This is a genomic window from Paenibacillus aestuarii (assembly GCF_027789125.1).
Lineage (GTDB): Bacteria > Bacillota > Bacilli > Paenibacillales > NBRC-103111 > Paenibacillus_E > Paenibacillus_E aestuarii.
Genome location: NZ_JAQFVF010000020.1, coordinates 131,682 through 151,005 on the forward strand (window position 1 = coordinate 131,682; position 19,324 = coordinate 151,005).

Consider the following 19,324-nt stretch of genomic DNA (forward strand, 5'->3'; position numbering starts at 1 on the left):
GTGCACATGTATGGCCAAAGCTTCTCTGCAAGGTTTAACCGGACGTCAAAAGGCCGCCATTCTTTTGATTAGTTTAGGACCTGAGGTGTCTGCTCAAATTTTTAAACACTTGCGTGAAGAGGAGATTGAGCAGTTAACGCTGGAAATCGCGAATGTCAGAAAAGTTGACTCTTTGGAGAAAGATTCGATTCTTGCAGAATTCCATCAGATTTGTTTAGCTCAAGAGTTTATTTCGCAAGGCGGTATCGCCTATGCCAAAGACATTTTGGAAAAAGCACTGGGTTCGCAAAAAGCTTTCGATATTATCAACCGCTTGACAGCTACGTTGCAAGTTAGGCCTTTTGATTTTGCACGAAAAGCAGATCCAGCACAAATTCTTAACTTCATTCAGAACGAAAACTCACAAACCATCGCTTTAGTCTTATCCTATTTGCAGCCAGATCAAGCATCCATTATTTTATCTTCGCTGCCACAGGAGAAACAAGCGGATGTTGCTAAACGGATCGCGTTAATGGACAGCACTTCACCGGAAGTAATCAGTCAGGTGGAGCGAGTCCTCGAGCAGAAACTGTCCGCAACCGTTACGCAAGACTATACGAATGCAGGCGGTATTACGTCCATCGTTCAAATTTTGAACGGAGTCGACCGTGGTACAGAACGTACCATTCTTGATTCACTCGAAATTCAAGATCCGGAGCTGGCGGAAGAGATCAAGAAACGGATGTTTGTCTTCGAGGATATTGTCAATATCGACAACCGTTCTATTCAGCGTATTATCCGTGACATTGAGAACGCTGATTTGCAGCTTGCGCTTAAAGTGGCGAGTGAAGAAGTGCGCGATGCCTTGTTCAAGAATATGTCCAAACGTATGGCCGAAACTTTCAAAGAAGAAATGGAATTTATGGGTCCTGTTCGCTTGCGTGACGTTGAAGAAGCGCAAACGCGGATTGTTGCCACGATTCGCCGCTTAGAAGAATCCGGTGAGATCATCATTGCCCGCGGTGGAGGAGACGATATTATTGTCTAATGTCATTAAATCCTTTTCTTACATTCCCATGGATGATCAGAAAGTTGTCAAAGTTCTGGCCCCCGCTCAGTTGTTTCGCAACGGCTTGAATGGCGAAAGTGACGAAACTGGCTTGACGCCGGAAGAACAGCAAGAACTAGATCAGGCAACAAGTCTCAAAAATCAAATCTTGCAAGACGCGGAATCCTTTGCCAATGATCAGATTCAACAGGCAATGCAGGAATGCGCCGCGCTGCGTGAACAAGCTGATAGCGAGATTCAAGCGTGGTGGGAGCAACGTCGTTCCGAAGATGAAGAGCTCGTTAGACACGCGAAGCAAGCTGGTTTTGATGAAGGCTATCAGCAGGGAGCTATGCAAGTCGAGCAAGAGCTTCGCCAAGAATACAGTGATATGCTCCAGGAGGCCAGCTCGGTCTTAGAGCAAGCCTATAAACTCAAGCAGCAAATCATTCAAGAATCAGAGCCTTTCCTAATCGAGTTAAGCACGTCTATCGCTGAAAAGGTGATTGGTCGCCAACTTGGTATGAATCCTGAATGGGTGCTGGAGCTTGTCCAAAAAGTGCTCTCGCGACGTCGCGAGAAAGGAATTATTACATTGTGTGTGACACCGTCACAGTTTGCCTATATCCAGGATGCTCGCGAGGAACTGCTGACATCCATTGATTCACAAGCGGAATTAGAAATTATTCCTGACGCATCTGTTCAAGACCATGGCTGTGTGGTCAGATCTTCCTATGGAAGCATTGACGCCAGAATCGATACCCAACTGAAAGAGATCAAAGCTGTGCTACAGCAATTGGCCAATCAAAGTGAGGGGATGGACTGATGCAGATTTCCGTGTCGGCAGCAGAGAAGTACAAGGAATTGCTTAATTCGATTGATCCTATACGCGTTAACGGGAAAGTCACGCAAGTCATTGGTCTGACCGTTGAGTCGGAAGGACCTGACGTAAGCATCGGTGATCTTTGCTACATTTATCCGCATAAATCGTCCAAACCGTTAAAAGCAGAGGTCGTTGGATTCCGCAGCAATAAAGTTGTGTTAATGCCTTTAGGCGAGTTGGATGCGATAGGCCCAGGTTGTGACGTGGTTGGTACAGGCAAGCCTTTAACTGTCCAAGTCGGTCACGAGCTTCTCGGCAAAGTGCTCGATGGACTAGGTCAGCCGCTGGACGGATCGTTCTTGCCTTCAAGAATGGCACATTACTCGACGAATAATGCGCCAAGTAATCCGCTAACGAGACCGCGCGTTCTACATCCAATTTCTGTAGGCGTTCGCTGCATTGACGGACTTCTGACAATCGGTAAAGGTCAGCGTGTTGGTATTTTTGCCGGATCTGGTGTAGGTAAAAGTACGCTGATGGGCATGATCGCCCGGAATACATCCGCTGATGTCAATGTGATTGCGCTAATCGGTGAGCGGGGACGTGAGGTTCTCGATTTCATCGAGCGCGACCTCGGTCCTGAAGGACTTGCTAGATCTGTCGTCATCGTCGCCACCTCGGATCAGCCTGCATTAATTCGGATCAAAGGTGCGATGATCGCAACCAGTATTGCCGAATATTTTCGTGACCGTGGGCTGAATGTGATGATGATGATGGATTCGGTCACACGTTTTGCGATGGCGCAGCGGGAAGTTGGTCTTGCCGTTGGCGAGCCACCGGCTACACGAGGGTATACACCTTCCGTTTTTGCCATGCTGCCGCGGTTGCTCGAACGTTCGGGTACAGGACCCAAGGGCTCGATTACGGCGTTTTATACGGTCTTGGTTGATGGAGACGACATGAATGAACCGATCGCCGATGCCGTTCGAGGGATTCTCGATGGCCACATTGTGTTAAACCGGAATATTGCCAGTAGAGGTCATTATCCGGCGGTGGATGTGCTTTCAAGCGTCAGCCGTGTCATGAAAGAAATCGTTCCTACGGAACATATGGATGCAGCCAACGAACTCAAGAGTCTGCTTTCTATATATAAAGATTCGGAAGACCTTATTAATATTGGGGCGTACCAGAGAGGTTCTAATCCTAGTATTGATGCAGCGATTGAAAATATTCAGTCAATCTGGGATTACACGAAGCAAAAAACGACTGAAAAGCTAACTTTCGACGAAGCACAAGAACGGTTGATTCGCGAATTTTCTAAGAAATGAGGGGCTTAAGTGAAGTTCCGGTATTCTTTTCAACAAATTGTGGATCTGAAAAACAATGAAAGAACGCAGGCGGAGTGGGTTCTGTCCGAAGCGATTGGCTGTTTACGGAATGAAGAGACCCATCTTCAAAATTTATTTGAGGAGAAGACGCAAATTCATAATCATATGGTAGACGCGGCGGTGAACTCCACTTCGATATCGGATGTTAGGCTCTTGCAAAATTATTTAAATCATCTCGATCAGCAGATCTCCCGCAAACACCAAGATATTAAAAACGCCAAGCAAGTCGTTGATGTCAAGCAAGAACATCTTTCGCAGCGCATGCAGGATGAGAAGGTATGGACGAAAGCCAGAGAGAAAGCTTATCAGCAATTCCAAGCCTTCGTAGCGAAAAAAGAACAGGAATCTCTGGATGAAATGGCTACCAATCGTTTTAGACGATTATCGTATTGAAGCATGAAGGAGGGATGTGGTGATGGCCGAAACGAACCCGGAAGGCGCATCCTATAGTGTCCTTGAACGTATATTAATCTGGTTTGTAATCCCATTTGTATTCACGGCGGTTCTTCTCTTCGTTTTGTTGTCGATTTTCGATTATGATATCAAGAGCAACGTTCAGAAGGCACTGCACAATACCCCGCTTATTGGAAGTGTTGTGCCTGCGCCTAAAGAGAAGGCAGATGCCGCCGCTAGCTCCTCCGGTACCCCGCAAAACGCAGCGGATGCGCTTAAAAGCAAAGATGATGAGGTTGCTAAGCTTAACGCCAAGGTTGCTGATTTGGAAGCGGCGCTGAAGAAATCGGATGGAACAACGGAAAGCAAAGATCAGGCGTTGAAAGATGCGCAAGCGCAGATCGCAGATCTGGAGGAGAAGTTGAAGGGCAAGACGCAATCCGAAGAAGACTATGAGAAACAGATTACAGACCTGGCTAATCTATACGCCAAAATGACACCAAGCAAAGCAGCGCCAATTATAGAGAATCTGACACCAAAAGAAATGGTTCTCGTGTTCTCGATGATGAAGGCAGATGCCCGCGGTGCAATCATGGAGAAAATGGATGCCAAAAAAGCGGCGGAGGCTTCAATTGGCTTGAAAGACGTCGTGCCTGTTCGCGACAAGGAAATTGCCGCACTCCAGGAGCGTTTAGCGACCAATGGTTCAGCGGATCCATCCAAATCGACGACTGGCGTAAGCAAAGGAGATCTTAGCACAACTTTCGCGAATATGGCGCCGAAGAGCGCAGCCAGCGTACTGCTTGAGATGTACAAATCGAACCCGGATAAGGTGTTAACGATTTTAGGCGGTATGGATAACGCCTCCCGTTCCAAAGTTCTAACGTCCATCTCGGATGCGGATAAGCAAGCGGCGGCAGCGATCACAGCCAAAATTGCGCAATAACGATCCCAGGTTTCATGAAGGGAGGTGAAAGAAATCGACGTACAAATGCCAATTGCAACTCCCGCCAGCGCTCCAACTGCTTCCGGTTCTAACACGCAAGCTGCTGTTCCTGCAGGCAAAGGCAAAGCGACAGGCAGCATGACTAATTCTTTTACACAGCTGCTTAATGGACAGATCAATGCTCAAACTGATACAGATCCAGCCGAAACTTCGGATCAGGCAGCTTCAATGGCAGGACTGCTGCAAATGCTGCAATGTCTAATCAACCCGCAGCAAAATCTGCAGTTGGATGATGCGAATGCACACGCAGGAGAGACACAAGCACAGCCTGTGTCTGAGATGCTCCTGCAAGCGATGAACAACAACCCGGCTTTAGCAGGGCAATTATTGAAAGATCCACAGATGAAACAGTGGTTTGAACAAGCGGAACAACTGCTAGTCTCTTTGCTGAACACTTCAGGACAACCTGTATTCACGCTGCCATCGGGTACTGATGCTCAAGGTGAAGATGCTTTGAATCTGCAAGCTCAGAATACGCTGCTAACACTTGCTACTTTAACCAAGCAACAGCCAGACAATCCGATTTTGCAATATTTGAATCAAAATTTGGAGCAATCCATAGAGCCTGTACTTCCGCAATTAGCGGCAAGCTTGAAAGCAGATGCAAAGTCAGCTGAAGTGAATGACAACTTGAGGCAAACTGTTGAAGAGTTGCCAAACGCCGGGAAGAGTGAAGTTAATGCGGGCCATCTACATACAATCCGCAAACATGCAGCGAATGCGAATTTGCAACAACAAATAGAAGTTTCGGCTAACACGATAGCTCAGCCTATTGTCAAATCCAAGCTTGAAATGCTGGCGCTAAAAAATGCGATGAATGTTCCTGTCTTACAACCTCCTGGTGAAGAAATTCAACCTGCAGCGCAGCAAGAATTGACAACGGACACTTCGACGACTACAAACCCGATGATGTCGCTGACTGATCTGCAAAAAGCGCAGCTAGCTGCAACGCCTTTAGAGAAATCCGCTGTCCCAACAATGAATGCGGCGAACTTCACTGGAGAAATGACCGAACATGTGTTGAAGAACATGAAGATTACACTGGCTGGCGGCATCTCAGAAGCCAAGATCTCATTATTCCCGAAAAACTTAGGGCACATCGATGTCAAACTAACGATGCATGATGGGCAGCTAGTTGCTCATTTTGCGGCGGAGACATTAGCCGGCAAACAAATGCTGGAAAGCCAGCTCCCGCAATTGAGACAAGCCCTTCAATCACAAGGACTCCAGGTTGAGAAGTTGGAGGTTACCCAAAATGCGGAGATGCAATCGAGTATGTTCCAAGACGGGCGTCAAGGACAATCTTCGAACCAATCCCAACGGCAAAGCAAAGACCGCAGCATCGATTTTGAAACAGACTCTGGCGACTTTAATGAAGAGATTGAGAAGACTGCTCAAACCCGCGCCGCTGTTTATGGGAACTCCATGGATGTGATTGCTTAATCAGATCATCGATGTCAAATCGGGCAACGGGAGGTGAAACTATGGCGACAAATCCAATTGTTGGTAATGTGTCTGATATTATAAATACCAATAAGAACGCAACAACGACGCAAAAAGACGGTAGTACGATGGGCAAAGACGATTTTCTCAAGATCCTGATTACGCAGTTGCAAAATCAAGATCCGACACAGCCTTTGCAGGACAAAGAGTTTATCGCCCAGATGGCGCAGTTTACGTCCGTTGAGCAGTTGACGAATATGGCAAGTGAAATGAAGCTGATGCGTCAATCGTTAGGCTTTGTCTCCGGGATGATCGGTAAATCGATCACTTGGGACTCCACGGATTCTTCGGGAGCGACGGTTGAAAAATCGGGTGTTGTTGATTCCATCACGTTTAAAGACGGGAATCAATACGCCAATGTGAAAGGAGAGGAAATTTCGCTGGATAAGCTCAAGAAGATTGAGAATCCGGTAGAAAGCCAATGACGGAGCGAATAACGATTGGTCAGCTTTATCCAAATACGATTCCTCCAGCGTCTCCGAGACGAGCATCAAATGATCAACAGACGGCAACAGCACCTAGACAATCTACATTTCAAAAGCTTCTTCAGGATCAATATGTTCGCTTCAGCCATCATGCGGAGGCTCGACTTCAAGAAAGAGGCATTCAACTTCAAGACGAGCAATTGAACAAAATCAGCACGGCTATCGATAAAGCAGCAGCTAAAGGTGCCAAAGACGCCCTCATGCTGGTAGGTGGCAATGCGCTTATCGTTAATGTTCCTAATCGCACGGTGGTGACGGCGCTAGACGGGAACTCAATGGAGGAACATGTGTTTACACAAATTGACAGTGCAGTAATCATTTCGTAATACCCAGGCTGGACCTAACTAGGAAGCCTGGAGCTGTGGATCGATGGAAGCAGCTCATATTAATTGAAGATCTATTAGGAGGCCATCTTACATGTTAAGATCTTTATACTCAGGCGTATCAGGTATGCGCGGTTTTCAGACAAAATTAGACGTAATCGGCAATAATATTGCTAACGTAAATACGATCGGTTTCAAAGGCTCGCGCGTAATGTTTAAAGACATTTTGAGCCAAACTGTTTCCGGCGTTAGTGCTGCGGATGATCAACGTGGCGGTGTGAATGCGCAGCAAGTGGGTCTAGGTGTTAGTATGGCGTCTATCGACACTGTTCATACTGCAGGCAGTGCGATGACAACGAATGTTGCTACCGATTTGCGGATCAATGGTGACGGCTTTTTCGCGGTAGGTACAACAGATCAAGTGGATGCGCCATATTTGACAAGAGCTGGAAACTTCACTTTGGATGCGGACCGCAATCTAGTAACGACTGACGGACTTCACGTCATGTCCCAAGAAGGCGGACCCGTTGTGATCCCGGATGGTGTCGTATCGTTCTCGATCGCTCAGAACGGCGATATCATCGGCGTAAACGCTGATGGCACTACAGCATCGACCGGACAACATATCGCAGTAGTAAAAGTACAGAACCCGGCCGGTCTGGAGAAGATCGGCGGTAACATGTACCGCATGACTGCGAATGCAAATCCGGGTGGAGAGATTACTAAGGTTTTACCTGGAGATACTGAAACCGGCGTTGGAACACTCGTTTCTGGTCAACTGGAAATGTCCAACGTTGATTTGACTGGCGAGTTCACAGAGATGATCGTTGCTCAACGTGGTTTCCAAGCCAACTCCCGTATCATCACGACATCGGATGAAGTGCTTCAAGAGATTGTTAACCTCAAGCATTAATAATTAAAGCCAACTAGCAGGGGGAGACGCTCTCCCCCCGACTGGTTGCAGGAGGATCACATGATTTCTCTCACACGCTTAAATGGGAAGCCAATCGTTCTGAATGCTATTTTAATTGAAATGATTGAAGAGACCCCGGATACGATGATCACTTTAACAACCGGCAAAAAGATCACGGTCCTAGAAAAAGCGGAGGTTGTAGTAAGCTTGGTGCGAACCTACATGCAGGAGATTGGCTCGATCCGGGCCACAATTAAGTCCAAGGATATGGAGGGCTCGTAGTGTTTAAGAACAAAGTTTTTATCCTTATCGTTTCGATTTTGATTGCAATCACATTGATTTTGACTGCTGCATTCGTATTGTGGAATTTTATGGAAAAGAACAGCGCGTCGAAGGAAAGCTCTGGCCAAGCTCAATCCGTAGCTGCTAATGTGAAGCCGACCAAAGCGCCATCCGCGGAGACAGTGAAAGCTAATACTTCGGTTATTAAGGACATATTGACGAACTTGTCCGGCAGCCAGAACTTTATTAAAATCAGCTTTGCGTTTGAGATGGAAAATAACAAGGGAAAAGCTGAGTTCGATAATTTAGTGGACTCCGCTGTAAAAGGTATTATCGTGCAGACGCTTGGCGATATGACCAAAGATCAAATTGAAGGCAGCAAAGGTTCAGATGCACTGACTGCTACGCTGATGAACAAATTGAACCCAGAGCTTCATGAAGGTAAAATCAAGCAAATTTGGATAACCGATAAGGTCCTGCAGTAACTCGCTAATGAACATGCTTTGAGGAGGTGACTCTAATGGTTGATGTATTGTCGCAAAGTGAGATCGATGCCTTGCTTGCTGCTTTATCCTCCGGTGAAATGGATGCCGATGAGCTCAAAAAAGAGGAAACGCAGAAAAAGGTAAGGGCATACGACTTTAAACGAGCTGTACGATTTTCAAAAGATCACATACGAAGCTTGACCCGTATTCACGAGAACTTTGCGCGTTACTTGACGACTTATTTCTCCGCGCAACTTCGTACGTTCGTTCAAATCAACGTTGTTCAGGTTGAACAATTGCCCTACGACGAATTTATTCGCTCGATCCCGAAAATGACCATCTTGAACATCTTTGAAGCAGAGCCTTTAGAGGGTCGAATGGTGCTTGAGGTTCATCCTAACGTTGCTTTTGCGATGTTGGATCGTTTGCTAGGGGGAGCAGGAACGACTCCTACGAAAATTAGTGCCTTAACAGAAATTGAAACCATCGTTATGGAACGTATTTTTAGCAGAGCTTTCGATAGTCTGCAGGAAGCTTGGAAGACCGTTGTTGACATTCAGCCGCGTCTGGAGGCACTTGAAACGAATCCGCAATTTATGCAAATTGTATCGCCGAATGAGACGATTGCGTTAATCTCGCTCAGCACCAAAATTGGTGATACAACGGGGATGATCAATTTATGTATCCCACACGTTGTTATCGAACCGATCATGCCGCGACTTTCCGTCCACCACTGGTTTGTATCGCAAAAGAAAACGAGAGCGCCGGAAGAAGTGGATGCTTTACAATCCCGCTTGGAAAAAGCCAAGCTGCCCATTATTGCAGAATTGGGTACATCGCAAATTTCGATTCATGAGTTTCTCAACCTGAGCGTTGGCGATGTTATCCCACTGCACAAACCTGTCGAAGATTCGCTTCAAGTCAAAATTGGCGAGAAGCTGAAATATCTAGGGAACCCTGGTAGTGTAAAAGGGAAGATGGCCGTACAAATCACTCACATCGTACAAGAAGGAGAAGTAGATCATGACGAGTAATAATCGGGATTATTTGTCTCAGGAAGAGATTGATGCATTGTTGAGACAATCGTCGGAAGACACCTCACTCTCGTCCTCTCAAGGGCATCCAAAAGTGGAGGACTTCCTGTCTTCTCTAGAGCAAGATGCACTTGGTGAGATTGGCAATATTACGTTCGGCAGTGCTGCCACAGCACTATCCACCCTGCTCGGCAAAAAAGTCGACATTACGACACCTAAGGTTTCTTTAATTGCAAAGGAAGAATTGGAAGCAGAGTTCCCTAAGCCGCATGTAGCAGTGCATGTGAACTATGTCGATGGCTTTGATGGGATCAATTTGCTCGTGATCCAAACGAGGGACGCCCAGGTCATTGCTGACCTTATGATGGGTGGCGATGGAACCGGCGGCGACGAAACCTTGAGTGAAATTCACGTAAGTGCCGTCCAAGAAGCTATGAATCAGATGATGGGATCTTCCGCAACATCGATGTCTACCATCTTTAATCGATTTGTCAATATCTCCCCTCCAGGAATCGACATATTAAATTTGTCGAAAGGAGAAGGAAAATTACCTGATGAGGACGTATTTATTAAAATATCGTTCCGACTGACAATTGGCGATCTGATTGATTCCAACATCATGCAGTTGTTGCCTGTTGCTTTTGCCAAAGAAATGGTCTCGATTCTCATGGGAGGAGCCAGCGATTCCGTTGTGGAAGCTGCGCCGACCGCGCAAGCGGCTCCTGCGCCAGCAGCACCGATGCAAGAGGTGCAGACGCCGCCTTCAGCTCCGATGATGCCGCAGCAGCCTGTTTACGAGCAGCCTATGCATATGCAGCAGCCGGTCTATGAGCAACCGATGTATCAACAACCGCCAATGGGGCAACCGATGTATCCGCCACAGCAGCCGATGTATCCGCCTCAGCAACCCATGTACCAGCAGTCGCCAGCCGCATATGGCGGAATGCCGAACCGCAATGTAAATGTGCAACCGGTACAATTTGGCAACTTGCAAACGAACGCTTTGGGGAATACAGATGATACGAACCTGAATTTACTACTGGATATCCCACTGAAAGTCACAGTAGAATTGGGGAGAACGCACAAGGTGATTAAAGACATCTTGGAACTTTCCCAAGGATCGATTATCGAATTGGATAAGCTGGCAGGCGAACCTGTGGACATTTTGGTGAATAATAAGCTGATTGCCAAGGGCGAGGTCGTCGTTATCGATGAAAACTTTGGGGTTCGTGTTACCGACATTGTCAATCAATGGGAACGAATTCAAAAGTTACAATAACTTTAATCCTAGGGGGATTGTTTACTAATGGCAAACCGTATTTTGATCGTGGATGACGCTGCTTTTATGAGAATGATGATTCGTGATATTTTGACAAAGAATGGGTATGATGTTTGTGGCGAGGCGAATGATGGCGCACAAGCAATTGAGAAATACAAAGAGTTAAAGCCGGATCTGATTACAATGGATATCACGATGCCAGAAATGGACGGCATTCAAGCTTTGAAAGAAATCAAGAAACTTGAGCCAAGCGCTAAAGTGATTATGTGCTCCGCGATGGGTCAACAAGCGATGGTTATTGATGCAATTCAAGCTGGCGCTAAAGATTTTATCGTTAAACCATTCCAGGCTGACCGTGTTATTGAAGCCATTAAGAAGACTCTCGGTTAACCGTTACATTCGGTCTCGATGGAGTCTGACATCAACCGAAAGGGTGCGACCATGAAAAGACTTCAATCGAAACAACTGTTAACTGTAGTAATAAGCTTCCTGGCATTCCTATACACTCAAGCGTTATGCTTCGCGGATACCGAACCAGGACAAGGAGTGCCTGGTCTCGACTCCACGGGCAGCAGCGCGGCAAGTTCATTCGCAATGATTGTGAAAGTCATCTTTTTTCTTGTATTGATTATCCTTCTGTTTTTCGTATTGATTAGGTTTATTGGGAACAAGAATAAAGGTACGTTCTTTGGGAATCCGGTCCGTTCATTAGGCGGAGTTCCACTTGGCCAGAACAAGTCGATTCAAGTTGTAGAAATCGGTCATTCTCTCTTCGTAGTTGGCGTCGGTGATAATATCCAGTTGTTGGATAAAATCAATGACGCCGATGAAGTGGCCTACATCACAGAGCTGCTTTTGTCATCTCAGGAACAGCGTAATGGTTATCTTTCCATCGGTAAATGGTTAAGCAAGCTTCCGAACCGGAAGAAGGATGTGGAAGAGGAGATGGAGATCACCTCTTCATTTCAACAAGTGTTCCATGACAAGATGCAAAGGGTGACAAGTCGAAACAAGAACGTCGAAGAATGGCTCTCAGAGAAAAAACAAACAGATCGGTTGAATGACGAATGAAGAGAAGCAAAATTGTTGTTATCGTCTTGATGTTGGTGATTTCCATGCTGACATTGTCACTCTCGGCTTCTGCCGCAGAGACTGACCCGAACAACCCGATTCCAGGATTGAACGTGAATATCGGAGCTGGAGGGACCGGGGGCTCCTCAAACACGGTAACTCTTTTACTATTGTTGACCGTACTTAGTCTAGCGCCATCATTTCTAATATTGATGACGAGCTTTACCCGGATTGTGATAGTGCTCGGTTTCGTTCGCACCTCGCTTGGCACGCAGCAAATGCCGCCGAATCAGGTCTTGGTCGGATTGGCTTTGTTTTTAACGTTTTTCATTATGTCCCCAACATTAGGACAAGTGAATGAACAAGCGCTACAGCCTTACTTGAAAGGCGAAATTAACCAGACACAAGCTTTCCAAAAAGCGAGCGCGCCGATGAAAGAATTCATGTTCAAACACACACGGGAAAAAGATTTGAAACTATTTTTGGATTACACAAAAGCAAAGGCGCCTACTGGCGTTCAGGACATTCCGCTAACTTCGCTGGTTCCTGCCTATGCGATCAGTGAATTAAAGTCGGCGTTTCAAATGGGCTTTATGATATTCATTCCGTTCTTAGTCATTGACATGGTGGTTTCCAGTACCCTCATGGCGATGGGGATGATGATGCTGCCGCCCGTTATGATTTCACTGCCATTCAAAATATTACTATTCATACTTGTGGATGGCTGGTATCTCGTGGTGAAATCATTACTGCTCAGCTACAGCACATGATCAAACATATGGAGGTCATCTCATGGGTTCGGAATTTGTTATTCGAATAGCCGGTGAAGCGGTGTACACAGTGCTTAAGACGAGTGCTCCTATGCTTATCATCGGACTGGTAGTCGGGTTAATTATCAGTATTTTTCAAGCGACGACACAGATTCAAGAGCAGACACTAGCATTCGTGCCCAAAATCGTGGCCGTGCTGTTGTCCATCTTGATTTTCGGTCCGTGGATCATGAATACGTTGGTTGACTTTACTTATAATTTGCTGAACAACCTTTACAAATTCGTTGGATAGGCTGTGAAGGAAATGGAATTGTTTTTTCAAGTTTTTCCTGCCTTTCTGCTGATTTTTTGTCGAATCACCTCATTTTTTGTTGTCGTTCCCGTGCTGTCATCAAGAAATGTGCCTATGACATTGAAAATCGGTCTATCGCTCTTCTTATCTTTTATTGTCTTCTCAACAATAGGATTGAAGCAGCCAATCGTTATAGACGGTCAATATGTCTTAATGATTATTAGAGAAATGCTAGTCGGCATTTTACTCGGTTTTATTGGTTACATTTTTTTCACAGTTGTTCAAACCGCGGGTTCTTTCATGGACATGCAAATTGGTTTCAGTATGGCGAGTGTTATTGATCCCCTAACCGGTACGTCCTCTCCTATGCTGGGCAACTTGAAGTACATGGTTGCGATTCTGCTTTTTCTGTCCTTCGATGGACATCACATGTTTATTCGCGCGATCATGGATAGCTACAATTGGATTCCGCTTAATAATCAATTGTTCGATCGAATATACAGTGGTCAAATATCAGATTTTTTGTTTCAATCGTTTTCCAAAATGTTCTACCTTTCATTTCAACTTGCCGCGCCAGTCATTGCAGCACTGTTCTTGACGGATTTAGGCTTGGGTTTATTAACCCGCGTCGCTCCGCAATTCAACATATTTGTCATCGGCGCGCCTTTGAAATTGATACTAGGTTTGGCTTTACTGATGGTGTTGTTCCCGGAGCTCATTAGCCAGTTCCAAACTTTATTCTCTACGATGTTTGATTACATGGAGAAGCTGCTGCAGCTCGTTAGCGGCGCACAACCCACATCTCCTTAAGTTTAGGAGGAAGATCGTGTCCCAGCAATTTCGCTTGCAGTTGGATTTGCAATGGTTTGCCGGTGAGAAGACAGAGCCGGCGACGCCAAAGAAAAGACATGAAGCTCGAAAAAAAGGCCAAGTTGCAAAAAGTATGGATCTACCGGCGGCGTTTATCTTGTTGTTCTCTTTCATGTCGTTTCTCATGTTTGGCAGCTATATGAAAGAGAAGATCATCAACATATTTCGTAGTATGTTAGAAAAAGATCTGGTTATGGACGTGACCATGGGGAATGTCCAAGTGCTTTTTGCAAATCTCGTGAAACAAGGATTTTTGATCCTGGCCCCATTATTCGTGATTGTAGTCGTTATCGCGGTATTAGGTAATTACGGTCAGATTGGTTTCATGTTCATCGGCGAACCGTTAATGATGAAATTCAGCAAGATTAATCCACTTTCTGGATTCAAAAAGATGTTTTCCATGCGAACGGTCATCGAATTTCTGAAATCGGTCTTGAAAATGAGTATTATCGGTTACGTTGTGTACACGACTTTATTAGGTGAGAAGGACAAGCTTTTTGGTCTCGGTCACGCACCGATCGAAAGTACTTTTACGTACATTGCATCGGTTACATTAAACTTAGGCATTAAAATAGGTGCCGTGTTAATCGTCTTGGCCATTTTTGACTTCATTTACCAGAAGTATGAATTTGAAAAGAGTATCAGAATGTCGAAGCAAGACATTAAAGATGAATATAAGAAAAGCGAAGGGGATCCGCACATCAAAGGAAAGATTCGTGCCAAGCAGCGCCAAATGGCAATGCAGCGCATGATGCAGGAAGTGCCCAAAGCGGATGTCATCATTACGAACCCGACACACTTTGCTGTTGCGCTGAAGTATGATGCGAAGAATATGCAGGCGCCGACGGTCATTGCCAAAGGTACGGATTACATGGCTTTGAAAATACGGGAGATCGCCAAGCAGCACGGTGTCATGACTATGGAAAACAAGCCGTTAGCACGAGCTATCTACGCCCAGGTCGAAATTGGGGAAGCAATTCCTGCGGAGCTGTTCCAAGCAGTAGCGGAAGTGCTGGCTTACGTATATAAAATTAAAGGAAGAACGAATTAAGTCGTTACTATTTTCGGATCGAGCAGGAAGGGAGGTACAATCAGATGAAGTTTAGAGATGTAGCAGTTCTGGTGGGCATTATCGGTATCGTATTAATGATGGTTGTACCGGTTCCTATCCCTTTATTAGATTTTCTGCTAATCATTAATATCTCTGTTGCGTTAATGATTATTCTGGTGGGCATGAATACGAAAGAAGCCCTGCAATTTTCCATTTTTCCTTCCTTGCTATTAATAACAACCTTGTTCCGTCTGGCGCTTAACGTCTCGACGACACGGAACATTTTATCGCACGCAGAAGCAGGTAACGTGGTCAGAACTTTTGGTTCTTTTGTTGCCGGGGGCAACATTGTCGTAGGATTTGTCGTATTCCTCATACTTGTCCTTGTTCAATTCATCGTGATAACCAAAGGTTCTGAGCGTGTTGCCGAGGTTGCAGCAAGATTTACACTCGATGCGATGCCTGGTAAGCAGATGAGTATTGATGCAGACTTGAACGCAGGCCTGATTAATGAGGCTCAAGCGCGTGAGCGAAGACAAAAGATTGAGCGTGAAGCGGATTTTTACGGTGCGATGGATGGTGCCAGTAAATTCGTTAAAGGGGATGCGATCGCGGGTATTATCATCCTCGTCATCAACCTCTTAGGCGGATTCATTATCGGGATGACGCAGAAGGGCATGTCCTTTAATGAGGCGCTGGAAACCTTTTCGATTTTGACCATCGGTGACGGTCTCGTCAGCCAAATTCCTGCGCTGCTGATTTCTACTGCGGCAGGTATTATTGTGACTCGTGCTTCTTCAGAAGGCAATTTGGGACATGACATTACGTCACAGATTACCGCGCAGCCGAAGCTGCTTTATATTGTTGCGGGAACGCTGGTCATACTGGGGATTTTCACACCGATTCACTGGTATACGACGTTTCCGGTAGCTTTTCTCTTAGCTTTTGCCGCTAACAAAATGCAAAAGAATCTGGACCAGAAGGCGATCCAGCAGGAGCAGCTGGTCGAGGAACAGCAAATCGAAGAAGTCCGCAGTCCCGAAAGTGTCATCAGCCTGCTGCAAGTCGATCCGATCGAATTCGAGTTCGGTTATGGACTTATCCCACTTGCGGACACACAGCAAGGCGGGGACTTGCTGGATCGTATTATTTTGATTCGTAGACAATGTGCGCTTGAGTTGGGCGTCGTGGTGCCGGTCATTCGAATCCGCGATAATATCCAACTTCGACCAAATGAATATATCATCAAAATTAAAGGTAATACCGTAGCACGCGGTGAACTACTGCTTAACCACTATTTAGCCATGAGCCCTGGTTTTGATGACGATTCGATCACAGGTATTGAAACAACAGAGCCGGCATTTGGATTACCAGCGATTTGGATTGATGAAGCAACAAAAGAGCGGGCAGAGCTTTCCGGATATACGGTTGTAGATCCGCCGTCCGTTGTTGCTACGCATTTAACGGAAATGATCAAGAAGCATACGCACGAGCTGCTTGGCCGACAAGAAACCAAAGCGCTCATCGACAATGTGCGCGAAACGTATCCGGCCCTTGTGGACGATTTGATTCCTTCCGTGCTATCCGTAGGCGATGTGCAAAAAGTGTTAGGGAAGCTGCTAAGGGAAAAAATTTCAGTACGAGACCTGGTTACCATTTTAGAAACGTTAGCGGATTATGGTTCCTATACGAAAGATCCGGAAATATTAACAGAGTACGTGCGACAGGCGTTATCGCGCCAAATCACGCAACAGTACACTTCACCAGGGGATTCGTTGAAAGTGATTACAGTTGGACCATCGGTCGAAAAGAAAATTGCAGATTCAGTTCAGCAATCCGATCAAGGCAGTTATTTGGCTTTGGATCCTTCCTCTTCGCAAATTATTTTTCACCGCGTCAGCGAACAGGTGTCACGTTTGATTCAATCCGGACAACAACCGGTCATCTTGACTTCACCAACGATCCGGATGTACTTGCGGCAGCTGCTTGAGCGAACTTTACAAGACATTCCGGTATTATCATACAGTGAACTGGAGCCAAGCGTTGAAATTCAGAGCATGGGAGTTGTCAATCTATGAGGGTAAAACGGTATGTTGTTGATTCCATGCCTGATGCTCTTCAAAAAATACGCGTCGATCTGGGCAAGGATGCGATCATTATCAATACCAAAGAAATCCGCACAGGCGGATTTCTAGGCATGTTCGGCAAGAAAAAAATTGAAGTTATTGCCGCTATCGATGCCGGCTCCGGTGCAGCTAGCACCGATTCCGCCAAATCGTTGCAGGCGGCTGCGGCCAAAGTGCAAGCACCGGTTCGACCGGTTCAACCGGTTCAACCGCAGCGAGAGCAAGCGTATCAATCCGATTTTCCGGAAGTTCCGGATGTTCTGGCTGCGGTGGGAGCAGCGCCCTATAAAGAGTCGAATAGGATGCCTCCAGCTCATGGAGCTGCTTCCTTGTATTCCCCCCAAGTCTATACCTCAACACCCAATGCATCCGTTAATCCTGTAACGCCTATGGTTACTACTGCACCAGCAAGGGCAAATGTTAAAGAAGACATGCTTATGGAAGAAATGAAGCAGATGAAAGAAATGATGCGCAAATTGACATTGTCGAACGCAGCTTTGGAGTTGCCGGAGCCGTTGAAGAAGCTGGAACAACTACTGTTGGATCAAGAAGTGGACCCTAATCTAGTACAGCAACTGATCGAGGAAGTTATCGCGGAGCACGAGGAGTTGCAAACCGAAATCACGGACGATTCTGCACAACGCGCCATTCGCAACAAGCTGAATGTCATCATTCATTCGAATCATAGCAAGCGAATTGCCACTTCGACGCGGGTTGTTCACTTTGTCGGTCCGACAGGCGTGGGTAAAACGACGACGATAGCCAAGTTAGCCGCAGAGCAGGTACTTAAATATCAACGTAAAGTCGGTTTCATTACTTCCGATACGTATCGTATTTCTGCGATTGAGCAGCTGAAAACTTACGCAACCATTTTAAATGTACCTATAGAAGTTGTCTTTTCGCCGCAAGATTTAACAAAAGCCTTTCATAATTTGGCACATTGCGATGTTATATTTATGGATACGGCTGGAAGGAATTTCAGAAACGAAATGTACGTTTCCGAACTGAATGCGCTACTGAAGTCTCAAGGTGAAAGCGAAACGATACTGGTGTTAAGTTTAACGACGAAATATCGAGATATGAAAGCAATCACGCACAATTTCAATAAATTTAAGCTCGACAAAGTGTTATTTACGAAAATGGATGAAACGGACTCCTTCGGAGCTATTATCAACTTGGTTCATGACTTCTCGCTTCAGCTTTCCTATGTAACCAACGGTCAAAACGTACCGGATGACATTACTGAATTGAACGAGCATGAAATCATTGATCTTATAATGGAGGACCGCAGTCATGAATGACCAAGCCCAAGGGTTACGGAACCTGGTACAACACCAAAATGAGAAAAGTACGAGGACGACCAGGATTATCACCGTGACTAGCGGGAAGGGAGGTGTAGGGAAGTCTAATTTCACACTGAACTTTGCACTTTCCCTACAAGCTCTAGGCTACAAAGTAATCGTCTTCGATGCTGACATCGGTTTAGCCAATATCGATGTGCTGATGGGCATTTCTTCGCAACATAATTTATACCATCTCTTGAAAAAAGAAAAGTCGATCTGGGAGATCATCCAAAAAGGTAGCAATGGCATTGAGTTTATTGCCGGCGGATCAGGCTTTACTGATCTGGTCCAATTATCGGATGATGAGATGAATTATTTTGTAGAGCAAGTGACGCAGCTTCATGGTTATGCCGACTATATCATCTTTGATACAGGTGCAGGCTTATCCAAAGAAACGCTGAATTTCATTCTTGCTGCAGAAGAAACGATCGTCGTTACGACGCCAGAACCGACATCGATTACGGATGCCTATGCCATCATCAAAATGATCAGCAGCATGGGACATCCTGTCAACTTTAAACTGGTCATAAACCGGGTGACAGATGCCAAAGAAGGTAAACAAACGGCCGATAAAATCAGCCTGGTGGCCAAACAATTTCTGGATTTGGATATTCCATCCATCGGGTATTTAGAAGATGACCAAGCCGTCTCCAAAGCAGTTCGCAAGCAAATTCCTTTCACCATTGCTTTTCCGAATTCGATAGCGGCCAAGAGTGTTCGGCTTATTGCTGAGAATTATGTGAAAGGGATCAAACCTTCTGATGCAGCGGGGCGCTCCGGCATTAAAGGTTTTTTAAACAAAATGTTGAAGCTGACAAAATAAATTCAACGAGTCATAAGTAATTGATCATAAGGGGGGA

The 19,324-nt window shown here is 45.8% G+C and carries 22 protein-coding genes; all 22 read left to right on the top strand.

Annotated features, from left to right (window positions below; genetic code table 11):
• Positions 1-10: 10 nt before the first annotated feature.
• Positions 11-1,027 (top strand): flagellar motor switch protein FliG, encoded by a 1,017-nt coding sequence (fliG, locus tag O9139_RS06290; RefSeq protein ID WP_270878604.1) that lies wholly within the window; start codon positions 11-13, stop codon positions 1,025-1,027.
• Positions 1,020-1,853: a FliH/SctL family protein gene (locus O9139_RS06295; RefSeq protein ID WP_270878605.1), complete on the top strand. Its 834-nt coding sequence runs from the start codon at positions 1,020-1,022 to the stop codon at positions 1,851-1,853. Before fliG ends, O9139_RS06295 begins: the two co-directional genes overlap by 8 nt.
• Complete coding sequence (gene fliI / locus O9139_RS06300) at positions 1,853-3,178, top strand: flagellar protein export ATPase FliI (protein ID WP_270878606.1); 1,326 nt, start codon at positions 1,853-1,855, stop codon at positions 3,176-3,178. The genes O9139_RS06295 and fliI overlap by 1 nt, the downstream gene beginning before the upstream one ends.
• 9 nt (positions 3,179-3,187) lie before the next feature.
• The gene (fliJ, locus tag O9139_RS06305) at positions 3,188-3,631 is read left to right on the top strand and encodes a flagellar export protein FliJ (protein WP_270878607.1); all 444 of its coding nucleotides are present in this window, start codon (positions 3,188-3,190) and stop codon (positions 3,629-3,631) included.
• A gap of 22 nt (positions 3,632-3,653) precedes the next feature.
• Entirely contained in the window at positions 3,654-4,577 is a 924-nt protein-coding gene (locus O9139_RS06310; protein WP_270878608.1) for a MotE family protein, read from the top strand.
• A gap of 24 nt (positions 4,578-4,601) precedes the next feature.
• Entirely contained in the window at positions 4,602-6,080 is a 1,479-nt protein-coding gene (locus O9139_RS06315) for a flagellar hook-length control protein FliK (protein ID WP_270878609.1), read from the top strand.
• A 41-nt stretch (positions 6,081-6,121) separates the two neighbouring features.
• Entirely contained in the window at positions 6,122-6,565 is a 444-nt protein-coding gene (locus tag O9139_RS06320; protein ID WP_270878610.1) for a flagellar hook capping FlgD N-terminal domain-containing protein, read from the top strand.
• The gene (locus O9139_RS06325) at positions 6,562-6,951 is read left to right on the top strand and encodes a TIGR02530 family flagellar biosynthesis protein (RefSeq protein WP_270878611.1); all 390 of its coding nucleotides are present in this window, start codon (positions 6,562-6,564) and stop codon (positions 6,949-6,951) included. The genes O9139_RS06320 and O9139_RS06325 overlap by 4 nt, the downstream gene beginning before the upstream one ends.
• A 91-nt stretch (positions 6,952-7,042) precedes the next feature.
• Entirely contained in the window at positions 7,043-7,861 is an 819-nt protein-coding gene (gene flgG / locus O9139_RS06330; protein WP_270878612.1) for a flagellar basal body rod protein FlgG, read from the top strand.
• Positions 7,862-7,921: 60 nt separating this feature from the next.
• Positions 7,922-8,143 (top strand): flagellar FlbD family protein, encoded by a 222-nt coding sequence (locus tag O9139_RS06335; RefSeq protein WP_270878613.1) that lies wholly within the window; start codon positions 7,922-7,924, stop codon positions 8,141-8,143.
• Positions 8,143-8,628 (top strand): flagellar basal body-associated FliL family protein, encoded by a 486-nt coding sequence (locus O9139_RS06340; RefSeq protein ID WP_270878614.1) that lies wholly within the window; start codon positions 8,143-8,145, stop codon positions 8,626-8,628. Before O9139_RS06335 ends, O9139_RS06340 begins: the two co-directional genes overlap by 1 nt.
• Before the next feature lie 35 nt (positions 8,629-8,663).
• A complete protein-coding gene (gene fliM, locus O9139_RS06345) occupies positions 8,664-9,662 on the top strand; it encodes a flagellar motor switch protein FliM (RefSeq protein WP_270878615.1) in 999 nt (332 codons plus the stop codon).
• Entirely contained in the window at positions 9,652-10,941 is a 1,290-nt protein-coding gene (gene fliY, locus O9139_RS06350; protein ID WP_270878616.1) for a flagellar motor switch phosphatase FliY, read from the top strand. Before fliM ends, fliY begins: the two co-directional genes overlap by 11 nt.
• Positions 10,942-10,968: 27 nt before the next feature.
• On the top strand, positions 10,969-11,331 hold the full coding sequence (locus O9139_RS06355) for a response regulator (RefSeq protein ID WP_270878617.1): 363 nt from the start codon (positions 10,969-10,971) through the stop codon (positions 11,329-11,331).
• 51 nt (positions 11,332-11,382) lie between these two features.
• A complete protein-coding gene (locus tag O9139_RS06360) occupies positions 11,383-12,012 on the top strand; it encodes a flagellar biosynthetic protein FliO (protein ID WP_270878618.1) in 630 nt (209 codons plus the stop codon).
• A gap of 44 nt (positions 12,013-12,056) precedes the next feature.
• A complete protein-coding gene (fliP, locus tag O9139_RS06365; protein WP_377524306.1) occupies positions 12,057-12,782 on the top strand; it encodes a flagellar type III secretion system pore protein FliP in 726 nt (241 codons plus the stop codon).
• A 22-nt stretch (positions 12,783-12,804) separates the two neighbouring features.
• Positions 12,805-13,074, top strand: coding sequence for a flagellar biosynthesis protein FliQ (gene fliQ, locus O9139_RS06370; protein WP_270878620.1), 270 nt, complete (start codon positions 12,805-12,807; stop codon positions 13,072-13,074).
• A gap of 12 nt (positions 13,075-13,086) precedes the next feature.
• A complete protein-coding gene (gene fliR, locus O9139_RS06375; RefSeq protein ID WP_270878621.1) occupies positions 13,087-13,884 on the top strand; it encodes a flagellar biosynthetic protein FliR in 798 nt (265 codons plus the stop codon).
• 16 nt (positions 13,885-13,900) lie between these two features.
• Positions 13,901-14,995, top strand: a complete 1,095-nt coding sequence (gene flhB / locus O9139_RS06380) for a flagellar biosynthesis protein FlhB (RefSeq protein ID WP_270878622.1) — start codon at positions 13,901-13,903, stop codon at positions 14,993-14,995.
• 44 nt (positions 14,996-15,039) lie between these two features.
• Positions 15,040-17,073, top strand: coding sequence for a flagellar biosynthesis protein FlhA (gene flhA, locus O9139_RS06385; RefSeq protein ID WP_270878623.1), 2,034 nt, complete (start codon positions 15,040-15,042; stop codon positions 17,071-17,073).
• On the top strand, positions 17,070-18,422 hold the full coding sequence (flhF, locus tag O9139_RS06390) for a flagellar biosynthesis protein FlhF (protein ID WP_270878624.1): 1,353 nt from the start codon (positions 17,070-17,072) through the stop codon (positions 18,420-18,422). Before flhA ends, flhF begins: the two co-directional genes overlap by 4 nt.
• A complete protein-coding gene (locus O9139_RS06395; protein WP_270878625.1) occupies positions 18,415-19,287 on the top strand; it encodes a MinD/ParA family protein in 873 nt (290 codons plus the stop codon). The genes flhF and O9139_RS06395 overlap by 8 nt, the downstream gene beginning before the upstream one ends.
• Positions 19,288-19,324: the final 37 nt, after the last annotated feature.